This window comes from Kribbella alba, assembly GCF_039529635.1.
Lineage (GTDB): Bacteria > Actinomycetota > Actinomycetes > Propionibacteriales > Kribbellaceae > Kribbella > Kribbella alba.
Map to the genome: position 1 here is coordinate 42,321 of NZ_BAAANE010000009.1, position 23,250 is coordinate 65,570.

At 68.5% G+C, this 23,250-nt stretch carries 24 protein-coding genes; 3 read left to right on the forward strand and 21 right to left on the reverse strand.

The window, feature by feature from the left end; translation table 11 throughout:
• Positions 1–50: 50 nt before the first annotated feature.
• The 11 genes from ABD210_RS24965 to ABD210_RS25015 are packed head-to-tail and all read right to left on the reverse strand — an operon-like array spanning position 51 to position 9,381.
• The gene (locus ABD210_RS24965) at positions 51–989 is read right to left on the reverse strand and encodes an amidohydrolase family protein (protein ID WP_344114525.1); all 939 of its coding nucleotides are present in this window, start codon (positions 987–989) and stop codon (positions 51–53) included.
• Positions 964–1,353, reverse strand: a complete 390-nt coding sequence (locus ABD210_RS24970) for a cupin domain-containing protein (protein WP_344114526.1) — start codon at positions 1,351–1,353, stop codon at positions 964–966. The genes ABD210_RS24965 and ABD210_RS24970 overlap by 26 nt, the downstream gene beginning before the upstream one ends.
• Positions 1,350–2,936, reverse strand: a complete 1,587-nt coding sequence (locus ABD210_RS24975; RefSeq protein ID WP_344114527.1) for an FAD-dependent monooxygenase — start codon at positions 2,934–2,936, stop codon at positions 1,350–1,352. Before ABD210_RS24975 ends, ABD210_RS24970 begins: the two co-directional genes overlap by 4 nt.
• A 10-nt stretch (positions 2,937–2,946) precedes the next feature.
• On the reverse strand, positions 2,947–3,675 hold the full coding sequence (locus tag ABD210_RS24980) for an SDR family oxidoreductase (protein WP_344114528.1): 729 nt from the start codon (positions 3,673–3,675) through the stop codon (positions 2,947–2,949).
• Positions 3,672–4,382, reverse strand: coding sequence for a GntR family transcriptional regulator (locus ABD210_RS24985; RefSeq protein WP_344114529.1), 711 nt, complete (start codon positions 4,380–4,382; stop codon positions 3,672–3,674). The genes ABD210_RS24980 and ABD210_RS24985 overlap by 4 nt, the downstream gene beginning before the upstream one ends.
• The gene (locus ABD210_RS24990; RefSeq protein WP_344114530.1) at positions 4,379–5,242 is read right to left on the reverse strand and encodes a fumarylacetoacetate hydrolase family protein; all 864 of its coding nucleotides are present in this window, start codon (positions 5,240–5,242) and stop codon (positions 4,379–4,381) included. The genes ABD210_RS24985 and ABD210_RS24990 overlap by 4 nt, the downstream gene beginning before the upstream one ends.
• 42 nt (positions 5,243–5,284) lie before the next feature.
• A complete protein-coding gene (locus ABD210_RS24995; RefSeq protein WP_344114531.1) occupies positions 5,285–5,680 on the reverse strand; it encodes a RidA family protein in 396 nt (131 codons plus the stop codon).
• Positions 5,680–6,765 carry an Ldh family oxidoreductase gene (locus tag ABD210_RS25000; protein ID WP_344114532.1) on the reverse strand — a complete coding sequence of 362 codons (1,086 nt, stop codon included), beginning with the start codon at positions 6,763–6,765 and terminating at the stop codon, positions 5,680–5,682. Before ABD210_RS25000 ends, ABD210_RS24995 begins: the two co-directional genes overlap by 1 nt.
• A complete protein-coding gene (locus tag ABD210_RS25005) occupies positions 6,762–7,541 on the reverse strand; it encodes an ABC transporter permease (protein WP_344114533.1) in 780 nt (259 codons plus the stop codon). The genes ABD210_RS25000 and ABD210_RS25005 overlap by 4 nt, the downstream gene beginning before the upstream one ends.
• Positions 7,538–8,356: an ABC transporter ATP-binding protein gene (locus ABD210_RS25010; RefSeq protein ID WP_344114534.1), complete on the reverse strand. Its 819-nt coding sequence runs from the start codon at positions 8,354–8,356 to the stop codon at positions 7,538–7,540. Before ABD210_RS25010 ends, ABD210_RS25005 begins: the two co-directional genes overlap by 4 nt.
• A 2-nt stretch (positions 8,357–8,358) precedes the next feature.
• Positions 8,359–9,381 (reverse strand): ABC transporter substrate-binding protein, encoded by a 1,023-nt coding sequence (locus ABD210_RS25015; RefSeq protein ID WP_344114535.1) that lies wholly within the window; start codon positions 9,379–9,381, stop codon positions 8,359–8,361.
• 382 nt (positions 9,382–9,763) lie between these two features.
• Here ABD210_RS25015 and ABD210_RS25020 point away from each other — a divergent pair, with 382 nt between their 5' ends.
• Entirely contained in the window at positions 9,764–11,020 is a 1,257-nt protein-coding gene (locus tag ABD210_RS25020; protein ID WP_344114536.1) for a sensor histidine kinase, read from the forward strand.
• On the forward strand, positions 11,017–11,679 hold the full coding sequence (locus ABD210_RS25025) for a response regulator transcription factor (RefSeq protein ID WP_344114537.1): 663 nt from the start codon (positions 11,017–11,019) through the stop codon (positions 11,677–11,679). Before ABD210_RS25020 ends, ABD210_RS25025 begins: the two co-directional genes overlap by 4 nt.
• A 95-nt stretch (positions 11,680–11,774) precedes the next feature.
• Here ABD210_RS25025 and ABD210_RS25030 read toward each other — a convergent pair whose 3' ends face one another.
• Positions 11,775–12,308, reverse strand: coding sequence for a MarR family winged helix-turn-helix transcriptional regulator (locus ABD210_RS25030; protein WP_344114538.1), 534 nt, complete (start codon positions 12,306–12,308; stop codon positions 11,775–11,777).
• Between the two features lie 133 nt (positions 12,309–12,441).
• Between ABD210_RS25030 and ABD210_RS25035 the strand changes: the two genes are divergently transcribed.
• On the forward strand, positions 12,442–13,107 hold the full coding sequence (locus ABD210_RS25035) for an FMN-dependent NADH-azoreductase (protein ID WP_344114539.1): 666 nt from the start codon (positions 12,442–12,444) through the stop codon (positions 13,105–13,107).
• 54 nt (positions 13,108–13,161) lie between these two features.
• Here ABD210_RS25035 and ABD210_RS25040 read toward each other — a convergent pair whose 3' ends face one another.
• The 9 genes from ABD210_RS25040 to ABD210_RS25080 form a co-directional block, all read right to left on the reverse strand.
• Positions 13,162–13,989 (reverse strand): putative RNA methyltransferase, encoded by an 828-nt coding sequence (locus ABD210_RS25040; protein WP_344114540.1) that lies wholly within the window; start codon positions 13,987–13,989, stop codon positions 13,162–13,164.
• 10 nt (positions 13,990–13,999) lie between these two features.
• Positions 14,000–14,875: an ABC transporter permease gene (locus ABD210_RS25045; protein ID WP_344114541.1), complete on the reverse strand. Its 876-nt coding sequence runs from the start codon at positions 14,873–14,875 to the stop codon at positions 14,000–14,002.
• Positions 14,862–15,800: an ABC transporter ATP-binding protein gene (locus ABD210_RS25050; RefSeq protein ID WP_344114542.1), complete on the reverse strand. Its 939-nt coding sequence runs from the start codon at positions 15,798–15,800 to the stop codon at positions 14,862–14,864. Before ABD210_RS25050 ends, ABD210_RS25045 begins: the two co-directional genes overlap by 14 nt.
• 37 nt (positions 15,801–15,837) lie before the next feature.
• Positions 15,838–16,965, reverse strand: coding sequence for a hypothetical protein (locus ABD210_RS25055; RefSeq protein ID WP_344114543.1), 1,128 nt, complete (start codon positions 16,963–16,965; stop codon positions 15,838–15,840).
• Between the two features lie 158 nt (positions 16,966–17,123).
• A complete protein-coding gene (locus ABD210_RS25060) occupies positions 17,124–17,738 on the reverse strand; it encodes an LURP-one-related family protein (RefSeq protein WP_344114544.1) in 615 nt (204 codons plus the stop codon).
• The gene (gene bluB / locus ABD210_RS25065; RefSeq protein ID WP_344114545.1) at positions 17,735–19,228 is read right to left on the reverse strand and encodes a 5,6-dimethylbenzimidazole synthase; all 1,494 of its coding nucleotides are present in this window, start codon (positions 19,226–19,228) and stop codon (positions 17,735–17,737) included. The genes ABD210_RS25060 and bluB overlap by 4 nt, the downstream gene beginning before the upstream one ends.
• Positions 19,225–20,583 carry a cobyrinic acid a,c-diamide synthase CobB gene (locus ABD210_RS25070; RefSeq protein WP_344114546.1) on the reverse strand — a complete coding sequence of 453 codons (1,359 nt, stop codon included), beginning with the start codon at positions 20,581–20,583 and terminating at the stop codon, positions 19,225–19,227. Before ABD210_RS25070 ends, bluB begins: the two co-directional genes overlap by 4 nt.
• A 37-nt stretch (positions 20,584–20,620) precedes the next feature.
• Positions 20,621–21,235 carry a cob(I)yrinic acid a,c-diamide adenosyltransferase gene (cobO, locus tag ABD210_RS25075; RefSeq protein WP_344114547.1) on the reverse strand — a complete coding sequence of 205 codons (615 nt, stop codon included), beginning with the start codon at positions 21,233–21,235 and terminating at the stop codon, positions 20,621–20,623.
• A complete protein-coding gene (locus tag ABD210_RS25080) occupies positions 21,235–23,241 on the reverse strand; it encodes a putative cobaltochelatase (protein ID WP_344114548.1) in 2,007 nt (668 codons plus the stop codon). The genes cobO and ABD210_RS25080 overlap by 1 nt, the downstream gene beginning before the upstream one ends.
• Positions 23,242–23,250: the final 9 nt, after the last annotated feature.

A 23,250-nucleotide genomic window follows, 5' to 3' on the forward strand; every position in this document is an offset into this window, starting at 1 on the left:
GGGTACGATTTGATATCTGATCACAGCTTGGCCATGCCGAAAAGGCATTCTCACTCCTCGCCCACCCCCTTTCTGAGGGGTCTGGTCAGCAACTCGGCCGCTGCGGCCCGCCCCTGGTCGACCTCGTCGCTCCCCATCGGGAACGGCCAGTCGCTGCCGGCCAGCATCCGCTCCGCCCCGAACCTCGCCTCCAGCAGCGCCAGTACTGCGGGGTCGTGCACCAGGTCGTCCACATAGAACCGCCGCAGCGCGGCTGCCACGGACAGCGAAGGTGGTTCGATTCCTGGTCGTGCCGTGTCGATCCCCCGCTGCCAGCGCCCGGCCAGCGCCGCGGTGACCCCACCACCATGGCAGAGGCAGAACCGGATCCCCCCGAACCTCCCGGGGACATCACTGAAGATCAGCTCAGCCGCGGCAAGCCCTGTTTCATAAGGGTTTCCGAGCAGGTTCGACAGATAGAAGGCGTTCAGCCGCTCGTCGTGACTGTGGCCCGGATGGATCAGGGTGAAGGCTTCGAGGTGGTCGAGCGCTTCCCAGAGAAGATCCAGGGCGGCAGAGGCGAACCCCGGAGTACCAAGCGCGAAACCGCTGAACACCCCTTCTGCGGCGAGGGATCGGGCGGTCGACGCTGCCAGAGCGGGTTCGAGCAGCGGGAGGTGACCGAGCACGCGCAGGCGAGGTGTGGCCAGTTCGCGGAGTCCCTGGTTGACCAGCAAGGCCCACTCGAGGCCCAGGTCGTAGCGGAACAGCGCGGGCGGCAACGACACCACGGCACCGTCCAACTGCTGCTCATCGACCCACTGCAGCAGAGCAGTGGGATCCGCCAGGCGCTGTAGCGGCAACCGCTCCCTGCCGGCGACTACGAGGAAGTCGTTGACGATCGACAAGCCGTGCTCGCTGCGATACGCCGCTGCGAGCACAGTGGGCGGTATCAGGTGCGTGTGGACATCCCAGCCGGCCATGTCAGCGTGCGTCCTCGTCGTTGTCATAGAAGGAGGGGCGCACCGGGTAGTGCGGCCCGTCGTACACCTCTAGCAGCACGGACGTCTCCTCGGCCATCGTCGGCCCGTGCACGACACCCTTGGGGTTCCAGTAGAAGCTGCCCTTGGTCAAGGTGGTCCCGGTCGGCAGGTACACGTACCGTCCGGACAGGCAGAACATGAACTGGTTCGAGGCATGCTGGTGGGCCGACGGGATCCCCGAGCCCTTCTCGAACCGCACTAGCGCGATCGAGGCCTCGGTCTGCTCGTCCCGCCAGAGCATCTTGTGCGCCAGCCCGGCCAGGGATTTCTCCACCCACTCCAGGTCGTCCGTCTGCAGCAACACCTCGCGCAACGGCTCGTCGAAGGTCATCGGTCCTCCCGCGGCACAGGCCGGCCGGTGATCCCCGCATACAACTCCTCGGCGACACCAGTGCGCATCGGAGCCACCGCAGCGATGTGCCCGTCCGGCCGCACCAGAACCATGGTCTCCGGAGGTACGCCGTACCGGCTGGTGGCGATGCTGCCCGGGTCGAACAGCGAGCGGTCCCGCAGCCCCGAGTCCAGCGGCGCGTCCCACCGGGAGATCGCGTAGTGCTTCAACGCCGGCGAATCGTTGACCGGGATCTTCGGCCGCCGCCGGACATCGGTGAAATACAAGGCCACAAAGGAGTGCCGCGACAACCCGTGGATCGTCTCCCGTCCGAGCGGACCGTGCAGCGCCAGATCAGGAGCCCGGTCACCCGCACGGACGGCAGGCGGCTCCGCGCTGGTCATCACCATCGACCAGTCACCTTCACCGTCCACATCCAGCCGTACGCCGAGCAGCGTCCGGGTGTAGGCGGTCGCCCAGTCGCTGCCTGCGGCTGTCACCGCTCCCCGCTGGTGGGACATGTACTTCCGGGCCGCCTCGGCCATCTCACCGGACCCGTTGATCGCGACAGGTCGTTGCTCCTGCTCGTACCCGTCGAGGAGCTCCGGCCCGGCCCAGCCCCGCAGTACCCAGGCAAGTCGCCACGGCAGGTTGGACGCGTCGAGGGCACCGGTATTGAGGCCTAGCGCCCACATCGGGGTGATCAGATGCGCGGCGTCGCCCATCAGGAACACCTTGCGGTCCTTGGACCAGTGGTCCGCGACCCGGTGGTGCACGTTGTAGACGACTGTGCCTAGCAGCTCCATCCGATCCACCTCGCCGATGAACTGCTTCACCTTCACCAGCAGGTCCTCGTCGCCCGGTGGCTCGGCGCCCTCCGCGAGCGGGAAGAGGAACCGCCAGCACTCGGGCTGCCGGATCAGCACCATCCACTCGGAGCGGTCCGCGAAGTAGGCCAGGTACGGATAGTCGCGGGCGTTGGAGACGTCGAGGTCGACCACGACGTCGATGAGCATGTACCGCTCGGGCAGGGTCTCGCCTGACACCGTCGCCCCGAGCGCGTCCCGCACCTTGCTCCGGCCGCCGTCACACGCGAGCAGGTGCGACGCCTCGATCTCACGAACGCCGTCGGGTGTGTCGACCGTCAGCACGACCCGGTCGTCGAGCACCTCGAACGATTCCAGCCGGTGCTTCGTCTGCACCACACCACCCGACCGCTCGAGCGCCGAGGCCAGGATCGGTTCCATCGTCTGCTGCGGCAGGTTGATCACGAACGGGAACTGGGTGTCGTTCACCAGCTCGGCCAGCTGGACCGAGGCGCGCGGCGTGTTGGTGGCCCGGTCGATGTCGCCGATCTCGTCGATCCGCAGCGCCGCCGCGAGGATCTCGTCGACGCACCCGTACCGGTTCCAGATCTCCAGCGTCCGGGTCAGCGTCGTACCGGCCTTGGTCTCGGAGGACAGCACCGCGTCCTCCTCGAGCAGCACGAACGGTACGCCGTAGTGCGCCAGGCCGAGGGCCGTCGTCAGGCCGATCGGTCCGGCGCCCACGATGGCGACGGGCAGCTGCTGGTCGGATGCCACTCAATCTCTCCTAGAAGTCTTCGAGTCGGGCGAAAGCGCGTTCGCGGGTCAGCTGGGAACCGCTCATCGCGGCCGCGTCGGACAGCAGGAACAACAACGGACCGACCACGTCCTCGGGGTCGCCGATTCCTATCGTGTCGCGCCAGTGCTCGAGGTCCGCGCCGACGTTCGCGGAGCGGAACTGCTCGGTGTCGATCACGCCTGGCGCGATGACATTCACCCGCACCCGGTGCTCGATCACCTCCGCGGCCAGCGTCTTCGCGAAGGCCGTCAGCGCCGCCTTGCTCGAGGCGTACGCCGCGGCGCCGGGGAAGCCGGTCGCGGCCATGCCCGAGGTGAAGACGACCACCGAGCCGCTACGCCGGTCGACCATGTGCGGGACCACCGCCTGGCAGACCCAGACGACCCCGTCCAGGTTCACCTTGAGCGTCCGGGTCCAGTCGGCCGGGTCGGTGTCGATCACCGTCGCGCGGGGCTGGACCGCGGCGCCGGCGACCAGCCCGTCGATCCGGCCGTGCCGCTCGATCACGCCGCCTACCGCCTTGAGAACCGCCTCGCGATCCGACACATCCACCGGGACGTGCTCGATCCCCGGCGTACCGGCCGCTGCCTGCGAGACGTCGAAAACGACCGCGGTTCCGCCGCGGGCGGCCACAGCCGCAGCCAGTGCGGCGCCGATGCCGTGCGCACCGCCTGTGATGACGACGACCTCGCCGGTCGCGTCGAAGCTCACCTTCATGACATCTCCTCGCGCTGCGACTTCTGCTTCGAGGTCATCGTCTCGGTGATCCGCTGGACCGCGCCGGCCAGGTGGGTCCGCAGCGCCTGTTCGGCCGCGTCGGCGTCGCGGGCCACGCACGCGTCGAGGATCGCCTGGTGCTCCTGCCGGTTGCGCTCGATCTGGAACGCGGTCTGCCTGCTGCCGAACCGGTACCGCTCGCTGTTCTGCCAGACCGGCTCGATCGCCCGGGCCAGCCACTGCGAACCACCCGCACGGTAGAGCGTGAAGTGGAAGTCCGCGTGCGCCTGCCGGGCACCGACCGAGTCCTCGGACCGGGACAACTGGAGCAGATCGACCAGAGCCAGCTTCGCCTTCTCCTCGTCCGCCTCGCTGAAATGCTCCGCGGCCGCCCGTACTGCGAGACTCTCCAGCGCGAGCCGGGTCTCATGGGTGTCGTGCAGATCCTCCAACGACAGCTCGCGGACCCACGCCCCCCGGTGCGGGATGATGTCGACGAGTCCGAGCGCCTCCAGCCGCCGGAGCCCCTCGCGGACCGGCATCTGGCTCATGTCCAGGCGGTTCGCGAGTTCGACCAACCTGAGTGGGGTCCCGCTGGGCAGTTCCCCGGACAGGATCAGCTGGTGCAGCTCGGCCGCGGCGGTCTCGGCGAGCGTACGGCGACCGCCCTTGCCGCCGCCCGGCAACAACTCCAGTCGGCTACTCATGCGAGCTTCCGGTAGGCCAACGTGTTCCGCAGCTCGCCGATCTTGTCCGCGCGAGTGATCACCTCGTCGCCTTCGCCCAGGAAGACCTGCGGTTCGCGTGCGTTGCCGATCCCGGCCGGCGTGCCGGTCAGCAGCAGATCCCCTGGCCGGAGCGTCATCCCGAAGGACAACTCGCTGATCAGGGTCGCCACGTCGTACGCCATCTGCTTGGTCGACGCGTCCTGCATGACCTGGCCGTTGAGCAGGCACTGCAGCCGGACGTCCTGCGGATCACCGAACTCGTCGGCGCTGACGATCCACGGGCCGAGCGGCATCGTCTGGTCGATGCTCTTGCCCTTCAACCACTGCCCGCCGTGCGCCCGCTGCAGGTCGCGCTGAGAGATGTCGTTGGCCAGCGTGTAGCCCCAGACGTGGTCCAGCGCATCCGCCTTCGGGATGCTCCGGCCCGTCTTCCCGATCACCACCGCGAGCTCTGCCTCGTAGTCCCACTTGGCCGAGAGCGCCGGGTCGTACGCGATCTCGTCGTACGGGCCGATCACCACATCCGGTCCCTTGGTGAAGAACGTCGGGTGCTCCGGCCGGTCGACGTCCTGACCCTCGCGCTTGCCCTTGCTCTCCTCGAAGTGGTCCCAGTAGTTCCAGCCCGTGCAGAGGATGTCCCGCCGGAACCGCCGCAGCGGCGCCAGCAACTTGACGTCCTCGAGCGCCACCCGCGGCGCGCCGGCAATCTCGTTGCCCAAGGCATCGACTGCGAAGCCCATCGACACCACCAGATCCTGATGGGGCAACAAGGCGACTTCGAGACCATCCACTACGCCGGGCTGCTCCCGCCCCGCGTGTTCCACCGTCACGAACCTCATCTCAGGTCCACTCGACGCCGCGCATGCGATCACCCTCCCCGCTCACGGGATCACCGCGATGGCGCTGATCTCGATCAAGTAGTCCGGATGGGCCAGCTTGCTGACCTCGACCATCGTCGAGGCCGGCAACGGCTCGGTGAAGTACTGCGCCCGGACCTCGTGGATCTTCGCGAAGTCCTCCATGTTGCGCACGTACACGTCGACGCGGCACACGTCGTCCAGCGTGCCGCCCGCCGCGCGGACCGCGGCCTGCACGTTCTCGCACACCTGGCGGGTCTGCTCCCTGACGTCACCGACCCCGGCGATACTGCCGTCGGGCCGGCGCGCGGTCATCCCGGACACGAACACCAGCCGTCCGGTCGCCTCGATCGTGGTCGCCTGCGAGAACACCCCGTTCGGGCTGCGCAACGCGGCGCTCGTCAACTGTGTCTTCGGCATCAGTGCAACACCCCTCCGGCCGGGATCACGGCGCCGACGGCACGAGCAGCCGCCAGCAGTCCGTCCAACCCGGACCTCTCGATCAGTACGCCGTGGCGCCGCTGATGCTGGGCGCGTTCGGCCTCGATCTCTCCCGGCAGATGCAACCGGTCGACCCCCGGCGCGGTGGCACTCCCGCGCACCCGCGAGGCCAGCGCCGAGGAGCGCTGACGGAAGCCGTCGACGCCACCCAGCAACTCGGGGTCGATCGCGATGAACAGGTGCGCGCAGTCGTTCGGCCGGCCCGGCTCCCGGTACAACGGCCGCACCTGGTCACCCCAGCCACCACCACTGAGCACACCGGTCAGCACGTCGATCATCAACGCCAGCCCGAACCCCTTGTGGCCGGCCGCCGGCAACAACATCCCCAGTACCGCAGCCTCCGGATCCGTCGTCGGCACGCCCGACGAGTCGGTCGCCCAGGTGTCCGGGATCTCCCTGCCGGCGGACGCCGCGAGCCTGATCTTGCCGAGGGCAACAGCCGACAACGCCATGTCCAGGACCAGCTCCGGGCCGTCCTTGGTCGGTACCGCAATCGCCAACGGGTTGTTGCCCACGATCCGCTCGGCCCCTCCGGGCGCCGGCATCAGCGGCGTGGTGTTCGACATCGCGACCCCGAGGCGGCCCGACTGAGCCGCCTGCATGGCCCACCGACTGGCCGCGCCGAAGTGGTGCGCGTTGCGGACCGACACCAGGCCGATCCCGAACCGGCCGGCTCTCTCGATCGCCAGTCCCATCGCCTGCGGGCTGGACAGCTGCCCCATCCCGCCCCGCGCATCGGCGACCAGTGCCGCACCCGCGTCGTGGAGCACGTCCAGCTCGCGTTCCCGGGTGACCCCGCCCGCGTTCAGCCGTTCGACGTACATGGGCACGAGCATCACGCCGTGCGAGCTGACACCACGCAGGTCGGCCTCGACCAGGGCGGCGGCGATCTTGTCCGAGTCCGCCGGCTCGAAGCCGAGCGCGGTGAAGACGCCGGCGACAGTCGCCTCCAGCCAGGCCGGCCGGACGAGCACCTGCCGGTCTGCATCGGACCGGGTGGTCATCTGGTCTCCTGCGCCCAGGGCAGCAGCAGATGCTCCAGCAGCACCAGCCCGTAGAACAAGATGATGCTCATGATGCTGAGCAGGGTAATCCCCGCGAAGGCGAGCGCGGTGTCGGCGGTGGAGCCGGAGCTCTGGATGACGTAGCCCAGACCGGCCGTGGCGCCGACGAACTCGGCGATCACCGAACCGATCACCGCCAGCGAGATGGCCACCTTGAGGCCGGTGAAGATCTGTGGCAGCGCGTACTTGAGGCGCAGCTTGAAGAACTCCTGCGTCCGGCTCGCCTTCAGCGAGCGGAGCAGCTCGACCAGCTCCACCGGGGTGGACTTCATCCCCGTCGCGGTCGAGATGACGATCGGGAAGAAGCAGACCAGCAGCACCATCACGGCCTTCGGCCACTGGCCGAATCCCATCCACACCACCAGCAGCGGCGCGATCGCGATCTTCGGGATCGCGTTCACCGCCAGCAGCAGCGGGTAGACCAGCCGTTCGAGGATCACCGAACGCACGATCAGCAGCGCGATCGGGACACCGATCGCGATCGCCAGCAGGAAGCCGCCCATCGTCTCGATGAACGACACCCCGGTCTGCTCCAGCAGATAGCCCGGCTGATCCAGGATGGTGCTGATCACGTCGGGCGGGCTCGGCAGCAGATACGACTCGATCGAGAACGCCACGGTGGCCAGCCACCACAGGCCGATCGCGGCGACCAGGCCGACGATCGGCAGGACGATCGCAGCCGTTCGGGACGTGGTCAGCCAGGACCGGTCGGTCATCGCCGTGCCTCGGGCACGTCCACCTTCTCGGCATCGGCCTTCTCGGAGAGGAGACCGTGCAGGCGGCCGCTGATCTGGGCCACGTCGGTCAGGTGCGCGTTCTGGCCCAGGCTGCGCGGCCGCGGGATGTCGATCTCGACGATCTCGCGGACCTGGCCGGGCCGCGGGCTGAGCACCACCACCCGGTCGGCCAGCACGACGGCCTCCTCGATCGAGTGGGTGACGAACACGATCGTGGTCGCCAGCTCCATCTGGATCCGCTGCAGTTCCTCGGACAGCTCCGTCCTGGTGAGCGCATCGAGGGCGGAGAACGGCTCATCCATCAGCATCACCTTGGGGCTGCGGATCAGCGAGCGGCACAAGGACACCCGCTGCTGCATACCCCCGGACAACTCGTGCGGCAACCGGCGCTCGAACCCACTCAGTCCGACCAGCTCCAGGAGCTCGTGCGCGCGGTCGCGGTAGGCCTTCTTGCTCGGCTCTGTCCGGTCGCCGCCGCCGTTGCTCCCCGAGATCTCCACCGGGAGCATCACGTTCGACACCACCGAGCGCCAGGGCAGCAAGGCGGGCCGCTGGAACATGAAGGAGACGTCCCGGCGGGGTCCCGTCACGGGTAGCCCCGCCACCTCGACCCCGCCGTACGTCGGCGGCAGCAGTCCCGCGATCAGCCGGAGCAGGGTGGACTTGCCACACCCGGACCGGCCGATCAGCGTGACGAACTCGTTCTCCTGGACGTGCAGGTCGATCCCGTCGAGGGCCTGGACCTGACCCCCGCGGCCCTCGAAGACCTGTCCCACACCGTCCAGCCTGATCATGCTCAGCCCTTCGGTGCCAGGGCGTCGTCCACCACGTCGGCCGGCTTGACGGTGCCTGCCGGCTTGACCTGGTCGGCCTCTTCGAGCAGCTTGATGATCTTGTCGACCCGGATCTCGTCGACCTCGCCGAGGGCGCCGTCGAAGCCGTCCGGCTTCACGTAGGCCTTCATCAGCTCGAGTTCCTCGGTGGCCACGTCGACGTCGGTCTTCGGCACGTACTTCTTCAGGATGGTCGCCGCGCCCTTCGGGTCGTCGATGGTGTCCTGCAGACCCTTCAGCAGCGCCCCGGTGAACTTCTTCACCTGGTCGGGGTGGTCCTTGGCCAGGTCGGTCCGAGTGATGATCGCGTTGCCGTACAGGTCCGGCAGCACGGCGCCGTACGGAAGGACTACGGCCTTGCGGCGCTTCGGGTCTGCCTTCTCCACGGTCGGCACGCCGACCACGAACTGGCCGATGCCGTCGACGGTGCCGGCGGCAAGCAACTGCGGCAGCGCGGGCGGCGGCGACGGGACGAACTTGGTCTCGGCACCGGTGATGTGCGCGGCCTTGGCGTACACCGGGAACATCACCGTGTTGGTGGAGCCCGGCTGGTCGCCGATCTTCTTGCCGGCCAGGTCCTGCGGGGTCTTGATGCTGCCGCCCTCGAGCGCGACGATCGCGGCCAGCGAGCGCTGGTGGATCATCCCGACGGTGGTGACGGGCAGCTTCTGCTTGGCCAGCGTGATCACGGTGGCGGTGAAGTCACCGATCCCGTAGTCCGCCTGACCGCCGGCGACGAGCTTGAGCACGTCGACCGTGCCGCTGCCCGGGTTGATGGTGACGTCGAAGCCGGCGTCCTTGAAATAGCCCTTCTCCAGGGCGACATAGGCATAGGCCTCACGGCCGAAAGTGCCGAACGAGGTCAGGTAGCTGACCTTATCCAGTGATACGTCCCCGTTCTGGCCCGCTTTGTCGTTGTTGCACGCGCTCACAGCAGCGAGTGCCAGGACCGCCACCAGGGCGGCGGCAGAACGCCTGAACCTCATACTGGACTTCTCCTCTCCGATATTTGATCAAACATCAAATATGGAAGGGTGGTCAATCGGCCCCCCGGGGACTTCACGGTGTCTTTACACACCGTGCCGGGTCCCCTCAGAGCCCGACTGCCGCCCGTCCTGGAGCCGTTCCCCAATCCCCGTCCCTACCCGGACAGGCATCCCGCCCCGACCACAGACCGTACCTGCCAGGACAGCAGAACGCGACGTCCGTCGGGGCACTTCATGTCCGGAGCCAGACAAATCTGTGTAAACCCGGCGGTTTTGTGATCTGTCTCATGCAATCGCTCGTTTTACCGGATCACGCCGGCGAGGGAGACGGGTCACCCGGCGGAGGGACTCGGTCGTGCCGGGCCTTTGGGAGGATGACGGGGTGGCGAATGTGCTGGTGCGGGGTGCGACCTACCTGCGGTGGGTCTACCTGTTGCTCGGTGCTGCCCTGGTGCTGGCGTTCATCCTGGTCGACAGCGGGCTCGTGTCCCTGCTTGGCGACCTCCAACTGCCTGCCGTCCTGACCGGCATCCTGATCGCGATCGTCGTGCTCGTGCCGCCCGCGGTGCTCGGGCTCCTGCCCGCAGTGCGCGAAGTGGAGGGCATAGCGGTCGAGTCGCTGCTTGGGGTCCGCTTCGAGGAGCGCCCGCTCGGTCCGGCCCGCACCTGGCCGCAGCGCCGCCGTACCGCCACGTGGTTCTGCATGCACCTGGCTGCCGGCGGCCTGGTGGGAATCATCAGCACCGCGGTCTTCGGCTTCGGTGCCGTGTTGCTCGCGGCCCCCTTCCGCTCGCCGGGAACCCGGGAACTGCTCCCCGATACCACCTACACCATCAGCGGCCACTGGACCGACTACTGGATGCCCCTCGCGGCACTGGCCGGGATAGTCGTGCTGTTCTTGTTGTCCTCGGCAACCGGCGCGCTGCTCGCCTACGCGGCCCCGCGTGTGCTCGGCCCCACACCCGCCGAGCGGATCGAGATCCTCGAGCGGCGCGCGGCGACACTTGCCGAGCGCAACCGGTTGGCGCGCGAGCTGCACGACAGCGTCGGCCACGCGCTCAGCCTCGTCACCATCCAGGCCGCTGCCGCCCGTCGCGTCCTCGCCACCGATCCTGCCTTCGCCGAGAACGCCCTGGCAGCGATGGAGACGTCGGCCCGTGCGGCGCTCGCCGATCTCGACCACGTGCTGGGCCTGCTCCGCGACGACCGGCGGCCGGGCTCCCAGACCGCCCCGCAGGCCACGCTCGGCGATGTCACCCGGCTCGTCGAGGCGACCCGCGCGGGCGGTATCACCGTGACGGTTCATCGCAACGGCCGGCTGGAGAGCCTCCCCGCGGCGGTGTCCCGCGAGGCCTACCGGATCGTCCAGGAGGGTCTGACCAACGCGATCCGGCACGCCGGCCGCCCGGCCGACGAGCTCGACGTCGAACTGTCGATCAACCTCGACGCCACCGGTCTCCAGTTGGAACTGACCAACCCCGTCGCGGGTACGTCGTCGGACCACTCCGGCGGCGGGCGGGGGTTGGCCGGCATCCGTGAAAGGGTCGCCGTACTGCGTGGTTCCGTCGAGGCGGGCCTGGTCCGAGATCGGTGGCGACTGGCGGTCACGCTGCCCGTCGCCGTCACCACGAAGGGATGAGAGTGGACGTTTCGGTGGTCGTAGTGGACGACGAGCCGCTGATCCGCAGTGGATTGCGGGCCATCATCGACGCGGAAGCCGACCTCACCGTCGTCGGCGAGGCCGGTGACGGTGCCGAGGTGCTCGGTGTGGTCCGGCGGACGCGGCCGGACGTGGTTCTGATGGATGTCCGGATGCCCGCGGTCGACGGCATCCAGGCAACGCGGCTCCTGCTCGACGGGCTGGACCCGGCACCACGCGTCCTGGTCGTCACCACCTTCGAAAATGACGACTACGTGTACGACGCCCTGCGCGCGGGTGCCTCCGGCTTCCTGCTGAAGCGCACTCCCCCGGACGAAATCATCGCGGCGATCCGCACAGTCGCCGGCAGCGAGTCCCTACTGTTCCCCGAGGCGATCCGCAGCCTTGCCCTGGCCCACGTCTCCGAACAACCTCAGCAGCCGACGGGCCTGGACCAGTTCCAGCTCACCGACCGCGAGCAGGAGGTCCTCCGCCTGATGGCGAAGGGGCTGTCCAACGCGGAGATCGCGGCCGAACTCGTCCTCGGCGTTCAGACGATCAAGACCCACGTCGCCAACACGCTCTCGAAACTGGGCGCCCGCGACCGCACCCAAGCAGTGATCCTCGCCTACGAGTCCGGCTTCGTCCCGCTCCACTGACCCACCCACAGCCACTTGCGTCCGAAGAAGCGCGGGGCAGGCCCCTCGGTCATTCGGACGCAGAGCCCAGATTTAAGGGCTGTCGGCAGGCGGGGTCAGGTCTTGGTGATGTCGACGTCCTCGTCTGCCAGGGCACACGCGTTATCCACCGGATCGATCGCATCGGCCTTGACCGCGACCCGCTGGAGGAGCATGCGGAAGAGCCGTCGCTCAGCCTCGTCGAGACTGCCGAGAACCGCTTGTTCGGCCTGCACGAGGCGACGCTCCAGATCGCAGATCGCCTCCTTGCCCTGATCGGTCGCCACTATCAGCCGTGCCCGGCGGTCGGTGGGGTCCGGCTGCCGTTCGACCAGGCCGGCCTTCTCGAGGTCATCCAGCAGGTACGTCATCACCGTGCGGTCGACGCCCAGATGAGCGGCCAGATCGAGCTGGCGCTTCGGACCTTCGACGACTGCGGTGGACAGCACTTGGTAGCCGCGCGGGCCGCCCGGGACACCGTCGAGCGCCGCGGCGGCCTCCTTCGCGTACCGGCGGAACACGACGCCGAGCGCCCAGCCAAGGTCAGCCTCGACCGACGTCCCGGCTGCCTGGCGGCCGCGGACGTGTCTCTCCACTCGAGAACTGGTCACGAACTCATCCTACGTGGTGTATGCCACCCGGAATACGTTCTGGCTTGAATATGTTCTGCCTGACAGATTATCTTGGTGATAGCTCACATTGAGGGGCACGCCCCCAGCCCGTTCTCGAAAGGAACGAACACACATGACCACCCTCCTTCGCGTCGATGCCAGCATCCGGGTCGACGGATCCGTCAGCCGCGCGCTGGCCGATAGTGCCGAGGCCGCCTGGAAGTCGGAACACCCGGACGGCGTCGTGGTCCGGCGCGACCTCGGTCGCCACCCGATCCCGGCCGATGTCTGGGCCTCCGTCATCGCCGGCAAGCACGGTCTGCCGACGCCCGAGGACTCCGACCGCGCCGACTACGCGGACGCCAAGGCCCTGACCGACGAGATCGTGAACGAGTTCGTGTCGGCCGACGCGGTTCTGCTCGCGGTTCCGCTCTACAACTGGGGAATCGACCAACACGTGAAGACCTGGATCGACCTGCTGCTCACCGTCGGGGAGCTGCAGACCGAGGGTCTCGTCGCCGGGAAACCGATCATCCTCACCCTGGCCCGGGGCGGCGGTTACAGCGAAGGCACTCCCAAGCACGGCTGGGACCACGCCACGCCCTACCTTGAGCGGATCTTCGGCGATGCCCTCCAGATGGACCTTCGCAAGGCCGTCGCCGAGCTGACGCTGGCCCCGGTCAACCCAGCGATGGAGTCGCTGATCGATGCGTCCAAGGTGTCCGAGGAGGAAGCACACGCCACCGCCAAGGAGCACGCGGCCACCGTTGCCCGCCAACTCACCAGTACCGCCGCCTGACCTTCACCTGACCGATCCCGATGGGTGCCGAGCTCGAGCCGGCACCCCAGGGGATCAGGCGGTCTGCCAGGCCGAAACCGTGACCGACAGCGTCACTTCCACCGGATCAGCCAGTACTGCGATGCGCTCCGCCCGTTCAGCGGGATCAAGGTGCCGCGCGCTCGGTGTCATCGCGACCAGCCGTTCGACCTCCGCATGATCCAGCCGCACCACGACTTCGACGCTCTCCTCGCTGATCCGCTCGAACCCGGCCAGCGATTCCTTGAGCCGCCGTTCCTTCTGCCCATCCACCCGGACCAGGCCGAGTACGCCGACCAGTTCCGCCAGGTGTTCCTGGTTCGGGGTCACCACCAGCAGGGTTCCGCCGGGAGCCAGGATGCGAGCCATCTCGGTGGCATTCCGCGGAGCGAACACGTTGAGGATCAGCTGCGCGACCCCATCCAGCAGTGGCAGCTCCTGCCAGGCGTCGCAGATCACCGACCCGATCCGGGGATCTACCCTCGCCGCCCGACGCGCGGCATACCTCGACACATCCAGCGCCAGCCCAACCCGTCCGGCTTCCGCGCCGACCACCCCCGCCAGGTAATACCCAGTCCCAGCCCCCACCTCCACCACCAGCCGCTCCCCGATGCCGGAGGCGAGCGCGATGAGCGCGTCTCGGATGGGGGCGTAGAAGCCGCCGGCGAGGAAGGTGCTGCGCGCTTCGATCATGGCGGCGGAGTCGCCCTCGATGCCGGTTGATGCTGAGGGCAACAAGTTGAGGTAGCCCTGTTTCGCCAGGTCATACGAGTGCCGTCGCGGGCAGCTCGCCGTACGGGCCGTCAGTGTGAGGCCGACGCCGCAGACCGGGCAGCGCAGGAGGGCAACGAGGTCCGGGCGCACAAGGTGCAGGTTAGCCGTTGATGTCCCGGCTGGTGATGCGCGCCCAGGCGGCCGCGTAGAAGACGGCCAGGTAGGCGCCTTGCATCAACAGGTTGCGCACGATCGCGTCCCAGTACGGCGGGTCGCGGAGCAGGTCGGCGAACGAGCTCCAGCCGTACATCAGCAGCCACGGGTGGATCACACTGATCTGCGGGATCGCGCTGAGGATGCCGAACACGATGAACGTTCCGAAGGTGGCTGCCATCGCGGCCAGCGGCGTTGACGTCAACGACGACACGAACAGACCGATCCCTGCGAGGCCGAACAACGACAGGGCGATCAGGATGGCGATCCCGAACGCCCGGAGCATGCCGTCCGCCAGTGAGACGGTCGTGCCGGACAGCAGCACGACATCGCCGACCGGGAAGAGCACTACTCCGGCGATCAGCCCAGACAACCAGATCGTCATCGTCGCGGCCAGGCAGAACACGGCCAGCGCGACCATCTTCGCGGCCAGCAAGCGCGAACGACCTGCCGGTGCGGTCAGCAGGTTCCGCAGCGTGCCAAGGCTCGCCTCACCTGCGAGGGACTCCCCAGAGATCACGGTCACGGCAGTCGGCAGGAAGAACGGGAGCGATAACGCCAGGCTGGCGACGACGAGGAACAGCCCGTTGCCGGCGACCTGGCCGAGGAATCCGTCGGCGTTGCCGGACGACCCCGACAGCCTGATGGCGACACCGACCATGACCGGTACCGCGGCCAGAACAGCGAGCAGCACCCAGGTCCGGGCCCGCCCGAAGACGAGGTGCAGCTCCGATGCGAACAGCGCGACCGTGTGCCGCCCAGCACTCGGCCGACCGACCTCGATCCGCTCGACTGTCTCACCAGCGGCGCTACTCAGCGACATCGAAGCCCTCCCCCGTCAACGCGACGAAAGCGTCCTCCAGGCTCGGCCGCTCCAGGCCGAACCCGTGGATCCGCACGTCTGCCGCGACCAGGGCGGCCGCGAGCTTGTCGATCGGCAGCTCTCCCGGATCGCCGTCGACGATCTCCTCGGTCACCTTGACATCCGTGACGCCCAGACTGGTGAGGGTCTGCTCCGCCAGCTGGAGGTCCGGCGTACGGACGACCAGCCGTGGCCGGAGCTCGGAGCGCAGCTCAGCCATGGTGGATTGCCGCACCAGGCGACCACGGCTCATCACGGCTGCGTGGGTGCAGAGCTGTTCCACCTCGGCCAGGAGATGGGTGGAGGTGAAGATGGTGGTGCCGTCGTTGGCCAGCTCCCGGATCAGCAACCGCACCTCGCGGGTACCTTGCGGGTCCAGGCCGTTGGTCGGCTCGTCGAGCACGAGGAGGTCGCGCTGTTGCATCAGGGCGACCGCGATCCCGAGCCGCTGCTTCATGCCCAGCGAGTAGTTCCGGACCTTCTTGCCGGATGCATTGGACAGGCCGACGCGTTCGAGAGCCTCGCCTGCCCTGGCCTTCCGGGTGCGTGGATCGGCGGTCCGGTCGGCCGCATCGAAGCGCAGCAGGTTGGCCTCGCCGGTCCAGAACGGGTAGAACGCCGGTCCCTCGACCAGCGCGCCGACCCGGGGCAGGACGGCGAGTTGGGCCTTCGGCATCGGCCGGCCGAGCAGCTCGACCGAGCCCGAAGTGGGCGCGATCAGGCCGAGCAGCATCCGGATCGTGGTGGTCTTGCCCGACCCGTTCGGGCCGAGGAAGCCGAAGATGCTGCCGGCCGGAACCTCCAGGTCGACCGCATCCACGGCCACCTGACCACTGCGGAACCGCTTCGTCAGCCCACGAGTCACCACCGGCGGCGCCTCGGTCATAGCGTCGTCACCGATCCCCGTCCCCGGCTCCGTGGCGTCAGCGTGGTGCCTTCGCGGCGGCGGCCTGCAGCGTGTCCGGCGAGACCAGACCGACGAACACCCGTCCGTCGTCCGCGATCAGCGCGCTGACCATCCTGGTGGTCAGGATCTTGCCCGACCCCCAGCTACCCGAGACGGTGGGAGCCTTTGCCAGCAACTGGTCCAGTGCTCCGTTACCCGAAGGGAGGTTCGCCTTGCCGCCGCGGATGACGGCCACGCTCTCCCAGCCCGTGCCCACCACTGTCGGCTTGTCAGCGGACGGCTTGCCGGCGTTGGGCTTGGTGGCGTCCGGCTTCTTCGGGAGCGCCTTGGGCTCGGTGGACGCGGGCACCTTCTGCTCGGTGACCTTGACACCCGAGGGCGGTGTGAAGGCGAACGTGTTCGCCGAAGGAACGTTGAACGACACCGACGAGAAGCCCACCTGGACCGCCGGGTTGTTGCCGGTCCGCGGCATCACGGTGACCTGCAGCGGCACCCAGTTCTTCGAGTCGACCGCCAGCGTGACCGAGCCCACAGTGGTCTTGTCCGTCTTCGGGGTCAGGCGCAGCTTGTACGCATCGCGGCCGGCGACCGACTCGGTGCCGGTCACCTCGACCGTGGTGGACGGGTCGATCGCGGCGAGGAACTGCTTGGCGGTCGCCTGCGGGTCGTACGTCTTGTTCTGGGGCCCGACTTCCGGCACCGCTTCCGGCTTGGCCGTGTGCGCGGGAACGGCGACCTTGGTGGCCTCACGCTTGGACGAGTCGTAGATCCAGGCGGTCTTGCCGTCCGTGGTCAGCACCCGCTCGGCCATGTTGTCCAGCACGGAGACCCGGGCCTTGTCCGGACCTGCGAAGGCGACGCGCGCCGTGTGCTGACCGCTCAGCAGGTCGGTGAACTGGCTGCTGTTCTCGCCGCCGACCAGGCCGGGGATCGCGGGCAGACCGAGGTCGAGGGAAGAGGTCACCGTGCCGGAGAGGCCGTCGACCTTCGCCGTCTGCACCTTGGCCAGCAGATCCTGGGCCGTGATGGTGGGCAGGTTGGGAGACGCGTCCGCGACCACCGGCCCGAGGGCTGCCACCCCCGCCACCACCGCGACTGCCGTGACCGGAACCAACCACCGTCGACCGCGCTGCGTTGCACCCATGCGTACAAGACTCGCACCGCCACCACCGCGAACCAAGTGGCTCAGGGTTGATTCACCCAAAAGAGTGAGCCCGGCAGTACGACGTCCGCGGTACCGCGCCTCAGGCGGTACCGCGGACGTCCCCCGAATCAGCGCAAACTCAGCGGAAACTCAGCGACTCAACGGCTCTGCAGGGCATCCAGGGCCACCGTCATCGCCGCGGCTACGCGGAAGTCGAGGCGGGGATCCGGCACGCTGACCCGGTAACGGTCACGCACGGACATCTTCCGCTCCACCGACAACACAGGCTGCCCGGTCGCGCGGTCGGTGAAGTCGAAATGGAAGATGAACGGCAACGGGATCTCGCCGACGACCGGAATGAAGTCCCAGACCCGCCGGACGATCGCGATGGTGGGATTGCGTTCGGTGCCGTCCGACTCGAGCCCGGCAGACGACAGCTGCCAGCTGGACCGCAGCAGGCTCTTGCCGAACTCCTTCTTGAACCAGCCGATCGGCTGCTGATTCGCGTCGAACACGTCGTACCCGGAGCCCAGGTCGATCCGCTTGCGCGCCTTGAACGAGAACACCGGCTGCGACTTGGTGTCGTCGGAGTAGAAGGTGACCTCTTCCTTGAAGGCCATCCGCTTCTGTTGGGCGAACGCCAGCAACGGGCCGTCCGTGCCGTCCGGGTTGGTGCCGATGATCTCGTACTTGTTCGCCATCATCGTGATTCGCTGCTTCATCGAGAAAGCAGGCACGTACATGAGCGCTGGACCTTGGGGTGGGACCGTCATGCGGAGGAGTCTCGCACCTCTCCCGGCTCATCCGCCTGTTTGATTGCCATTCCACAAGCGATTCCGCCCAGCCGGACCCCCCGCGCCAGCCCTTCGGCGGTCTTAGAGCCCGAAGCCAGTTCGAGGAGAATCTCCCCGGCTCCCTGCAAGGCAAGATCCCGCGCCACTTCCACGCCGAGCTCCACCGCCTCGTCCATGGCTCGCGCGGGACGCCACAAGACCCCGAAGTCGGCCTTCGGTCTCTCACCACCCACCTGTACTACGAGCGCGTCCGCCGGCCGCAACTGCTGGGTATCCACGGCATCAACCACCACCAGCCGCACAACCTGCGTCCCGGCTGCTCGTACTACGCCCTCGGCCGCCGCGGCATCATCGACGATCACCGGAGAGAGCGGTTCCCCAGGCAGCCCGCGCCGGCCCCACGCTTCCTGATGGACCGCCCAAGAGAGCGGTCTCCGAGCGGCCCAGCCGCTTCTCACCAGTTCAGGGGCGGCCGCGAACTCCTCCACATGGCCGACGCAGAGATATCCCACGAGTTCGACGTGCGCCGGCAGATCGAGCACCGCCGCAACCTCGCCCGGTTCGAAGAAGGACACCCAACCGACACCGAGCCCCTCGGCCCGGGCTGCCAGCCACAAGTTCTGGATCGCGATCGCCGCCGAGAACCAGGTGGTTCGGGGATCCGCGTGCCGTCCGAGCACATGCCGCCCGCCGCGGCCGGGATCGCACGTCACGGCGATGTTCAGCGGCGTGTCCAGGATCGCCTCGATCTTGAGCCCGTCGAACGCGGCCCGCCGATCCGCCGGCAGCGACGCCGCGAACGCATCCCGCTGGGCTGTCGCGAGATCGTGCACCTTCCGACGGGTCGCGAGGTCGCTCACCAGGACGAAGTCCCAGGGCTGGCTCAGTCCGACACTCGGCGCCCGGTGCGCCGACTCCAGCACTCTGGTCAACAGGTCGTCCGCGATCGGCCGGTCGAGAAATCCCCGCCGCACGTCTCGCCGCTCGGCAAGCACCCGGTGCACGGTGTCGCGATCCCGCAACACATACCCCGGAGCTGCGATCGCTTGGCCGAACGTCGACTTCGGCACCTGCCCAGCGCGCTCCCCCGCCGCTTCGCCGACATCTTCCTGTGGCAGTCTCCCCACCGCAACTGTGGCTCGTGCAGACCGTTGCTTCGGTACTACGAGCTCTGCGCCGCTGAGGATCACCGCCGCCTCGGCGACACTCGCGGTACCGGCTAGGTGCTCGACGCGGTCGCTAGGGCTTGGCACTGGTTGTCGCGACAGCTCCGGCAAGCTTGCGGCGAACAGTTCAGCTCCCAGTGACGCCACCAGCCGCTGCAGACCCGGCTCGGTCTCCTTGCCATCGACAGTGACTACGTAGCCGACGTCCCTCGACTCCAGCCCGCTCACTGCGGCGTCCACCAGGTCCCGGAGCTCCCTGTACGACGTACCGGAGCGCAGGCCGATCCCCACGACGAGGGTCATTTCTCCAGCCCCGCGTGGACTCGCGCAGCAGCAACCAACCGCGCCGGGACGTCCGGTGTTGCCGTCCAATGCAGGTGGAGGTACGACGCGTGGATCTGGGTGCGGCCGATTCCTTCCTGTTGGCCGCCCGGGAGATACCACGCGGCGGTGACGTCCTCGTCGAACTCCACGGCAGTGCGGTGGAACTCGTGCCCGCGGACCCGGCGGCCCTCGTCGAAGAACGCGGTGGTGGTTGCTGCGACGGCGGTGCGGTAGCCGAGGGTCAGGCGACTCGTCATCTGCGCCGTCGCGGGCAGAACGCCGGTCAGCTGGTGGCCGTCGAGCTCCCGGCAGAGGTAGAGCAGGCCGGCGCACTCCGCGATGACAGGCAGTCCGGCAGCGATCTCGGCGGCCACCTGGGTGCGGAGTTCGTCGTTGTCCGACAAGGCCTCGGCGTGTAGCTCGGGAAACCCACCGCCGAGGTACAACGCGGAAGTTGCCTCAGGCAATGATTCGTGGAGCGGGTCGAAGGTGACCACGTCGGCACCCGCGGCGGTCAGGAGCTCGGCCGTCTCGGTGTAGCGGAACGAGAACACCGGTCCGCCGGCCATCGCGATCACGGGGCGGCCCGCCTCCGCGGGGGTCACCTCGGCGGCGGGATTCCAGGCTTCGACCTCCAGCGGAGGTGCGGCCTGGGCGGCAGCGACGAAGGCCTCGAGATCGACGCCCTGGCGGACCAGTTCGGCAGCGGCCTCGACCGCGCTCTCGGCCTGCTCGCGTTGTTCGTCCGCCGGGATCAGGCCGAGGTGGCGGCTCGGCACGGTCAGGCGGGTGTCGCGCCGGAGCACGCCGAGGACGGGTACGCCGGTCGGAGCCACGCCGGCCCGGACCTCGGCCTCGTGGCGGTCGGAACCGACCTTGTTCAGGATCACCCCGACGATCCGGACGCTGGTGTCGAAGGAGACGAATCCGCTCACGACGGCACCAACGCTGCGACCTGCTGCCGACGCGTCGACGACCAGCACGACAGGTGCCTGGAGCAACTTCGAGACGTGGGCGGTGGACGAATAACCCTCAGTACCGAGTGCGCCGTCGTACAGGCCCATCACGCCCTCGATGACGGCGAGGTCCGCACCAGCGGCACCATGCGCGAAGAGTGGCGCGACGCGCTCCTCGCCGGACAGCATCGGGTCGAGGTTCCGCCCGGGCCGTCCGGTCGCCAGCGCGTGGAAACCGGGGTCGATGTAGTCGGGCCCGACCTTGAACCCGGCCACCCGGTGCCCGGCCTTCCGCAACGCCGCCATCAGTCCAACGGCCACGGTCGTCTTGCCGGCCCCCGACGCCGGCGCCGCCACCACGACCCGAGGAATCACCACCAGGCCCCTCCCCCCACGCGGACCGCGCTGATCCGGCTCACCACTCGATGCCCTTCTGGCCCTTCTGACCGGCGTCCATCGGGTGTTTGACCTTCGTCATCTCGGTGACCAGGTCGGCGGCGTCGAGCAGGCGCTGGTCGGCGTTACGACCCGTGATCACCACGTACTGATGGCCCGGCCGCTTCGTCAGCGTCTCGACCACCTCGTCGACGTCGACCCAGCCCCACTTCATCGGGTAGGTGAACTCGTCCAGGACATAGAGATCGTGCGCCTCGGAGGCGATCCGGCGCTGGATCTCTCGCCAGCCCTCGAGCGCGTCGGCCGCATGGTCCTCCTCGGAGCCGGCCTTGCGCGACCAGCTCCAGCCCTCGCCCATCTTGTGCCACTCGACCGGTCCACCCTGACCGGTTGCCTCATGCAACTGTCCGAGCGCCTTGAACGCGCTCTCCTCGCCCACTTTCCATTTCGCGCTCTTGACGAACTGGAAGACGCCGATGTTCCAGCCCTGGTTCCAGCCGCGCAGCGCCATTCCGAACGCCGCGGTCGACTTCCCCTTCATCTCACCGGTGTGCACCATCAGCAGCGGCCGGTTCCGGCGCTGCCGGGTGGTCAGCCCGTCCTTCGGTACGACGCTGGGCTGTCCCTGCGGCATCAGGCGGCCCTCCGATCCGTGACGGCGCGCACCAAGTTGCCGGCGGCGACTTCTCCGAGGTCCAGGTACTCCGCACCGAGGTCGCCGGCCAGCTCAGCGGCGAGCCCGAGCCGAACCCCACGACGCGGCTCGCAGTCCACGACGACCGACGCGATCCCCTGCCGTGCGAGCCAGTCGGCGGCCTGTCGAGCGCGGGAGAAAGCGCTCTCTCCGTGCGTGGCGCGGCCATCTGTCACCAGCACCAGCAGCGGGCGCCGTCGAGGATCTCGGATCGCGGCGATCCGGAGCACCTCCGCGGCCTGGAGGAGTCCCTCGGCCAGCGGCGTCCGACCACCTGTCGGCAGGGATTCCAGCCGGCGTACGGCGGTCTCGACGCTGCCGGTCGGAGGGAGCGCGACGGTCGCGGCCGAACCGGCGAAGGTGACCAGGCCGACGGTGTCGCGGCGCTGGTAGGCATCCAGGAGCAGCGAGACGATCGCGGTCTTCACCTCACCCATCCGCTTCTTCGTGCCCATCGAGCCGGAGGCGTCGACGCAGAAGAGCACCAGGTTGCCCTCGCGCCCTTCGCGCACCGCCAGGCGTACATCGGTCGCACGGACGGCCAGCCCGGGACCAGACCTGCCGCGGGCGTGCTGGTGTGGCGCGGCCGAACGGATCGTCGCGAGGAGGTGCGGCTTGCCCGACTCACGGCCGACTCGGGCGCGGTCGCCGACCACCCGGCCGACCTCGGTGAGCGCTCTCGACCGGCGCCCGGCAACACCGGTGCCCGCTGCCTGAACGCTCAGCAGCCGCGCCTTGTAGGGCTCGGAGCTACCAGCCACCTGACCGCTGGGCGCAGCACCGGAGAGAGCGCTCCCTGCGTTCTCGCTCGTTTCTCCGCCGCCATCGGGATCGGCGGGATCGCCCTCGGATCCCGGATCGGTCGAGCCGCCGCCAGGACCTCCGCCGTCCGGATCGTCGGGACCGTCGTCAGGATCCGGTTCGGGCGGCGTGCTGTCGTTGATGGCCTGCTCGAGTTGTTCGTCGTCCAGGCCCGGTGCGTCGAAGGGATTGCGGCGCTTGCGATGCGGGAGAGCCAGCTTGGCAGCAGCCCGTACGTCATCGACCTCGACGACGGTCCGACCCGACCAGGCCGCGTGGGCGACCGCAGTACGGGCGGTGACCAGGTCTGCGCGCATGCCGTCCACGTCGAAGGCCGCGCAGATCTCGGCGATCTGCCGAAGCGCGGCGTCGGTGAGGATCACGTCCGGCAACAGGCTCTGTGCCTTGACGATCCGCTCGGCCAATTCACGCTGAGCACTCTCGTAGCGGCCGATGAACGCGATCGGGTCCGCCTCGTAGGCCAGCCGCGCACGCATCACCTCGACCCGTACGGCGGGATCGCGGCTCGCGGTCACGTCCACTGTCAGGCCGAACCGGTCGAGCAGTTGCGGCCGGAGCTCGCCCTCTTCGGGGTTCATCGTGCCCACGAGCACGAACCTCGCCGGGTGGGTGATGGAGACTCCGTCCCGTTCGACGGTCGCCCGACCCATCGCTGCCGCGTCCAGCAGTACGTCGACCAGGTGGTCGTGCAGCAGGTTGACCTCGTCGACGTACAGGAGTCCGCGATGCGCGGCCGCCAGCAAGCCCGGCTCGTACACGGTGACGCCCTCGGAGAGCGCTCGCTCCAGGTGCAACGACCCGAGCACGCGATCCTCGGTCGCTCCCACCGGCAACTCCACCAGCCGCGCCGGCCGGGCGATCCCGGCACTCGTGTGCGGGCTGTCGGGGCAATTGGGGTCGGGGGCAGCCGGGTCGCAGGAGAAGCGGCAGCCGTCGACCACCTCGACCGGCGGCAGGATCTCGGTCAGCGCGCGGACCGCGGTCGACTTGGCCGTGCCCTTCTCGCCGCGGATCAGGACCCCGCCGATCGCCGGCGACACCGCGGCCAGCAGGAGGGCGAGCTGGAGGTCTTCCATTCCCACGACAGCGGTGAACGGAAACCCGTTGGCAAGAGCAGACCGCATCGGCGGCGA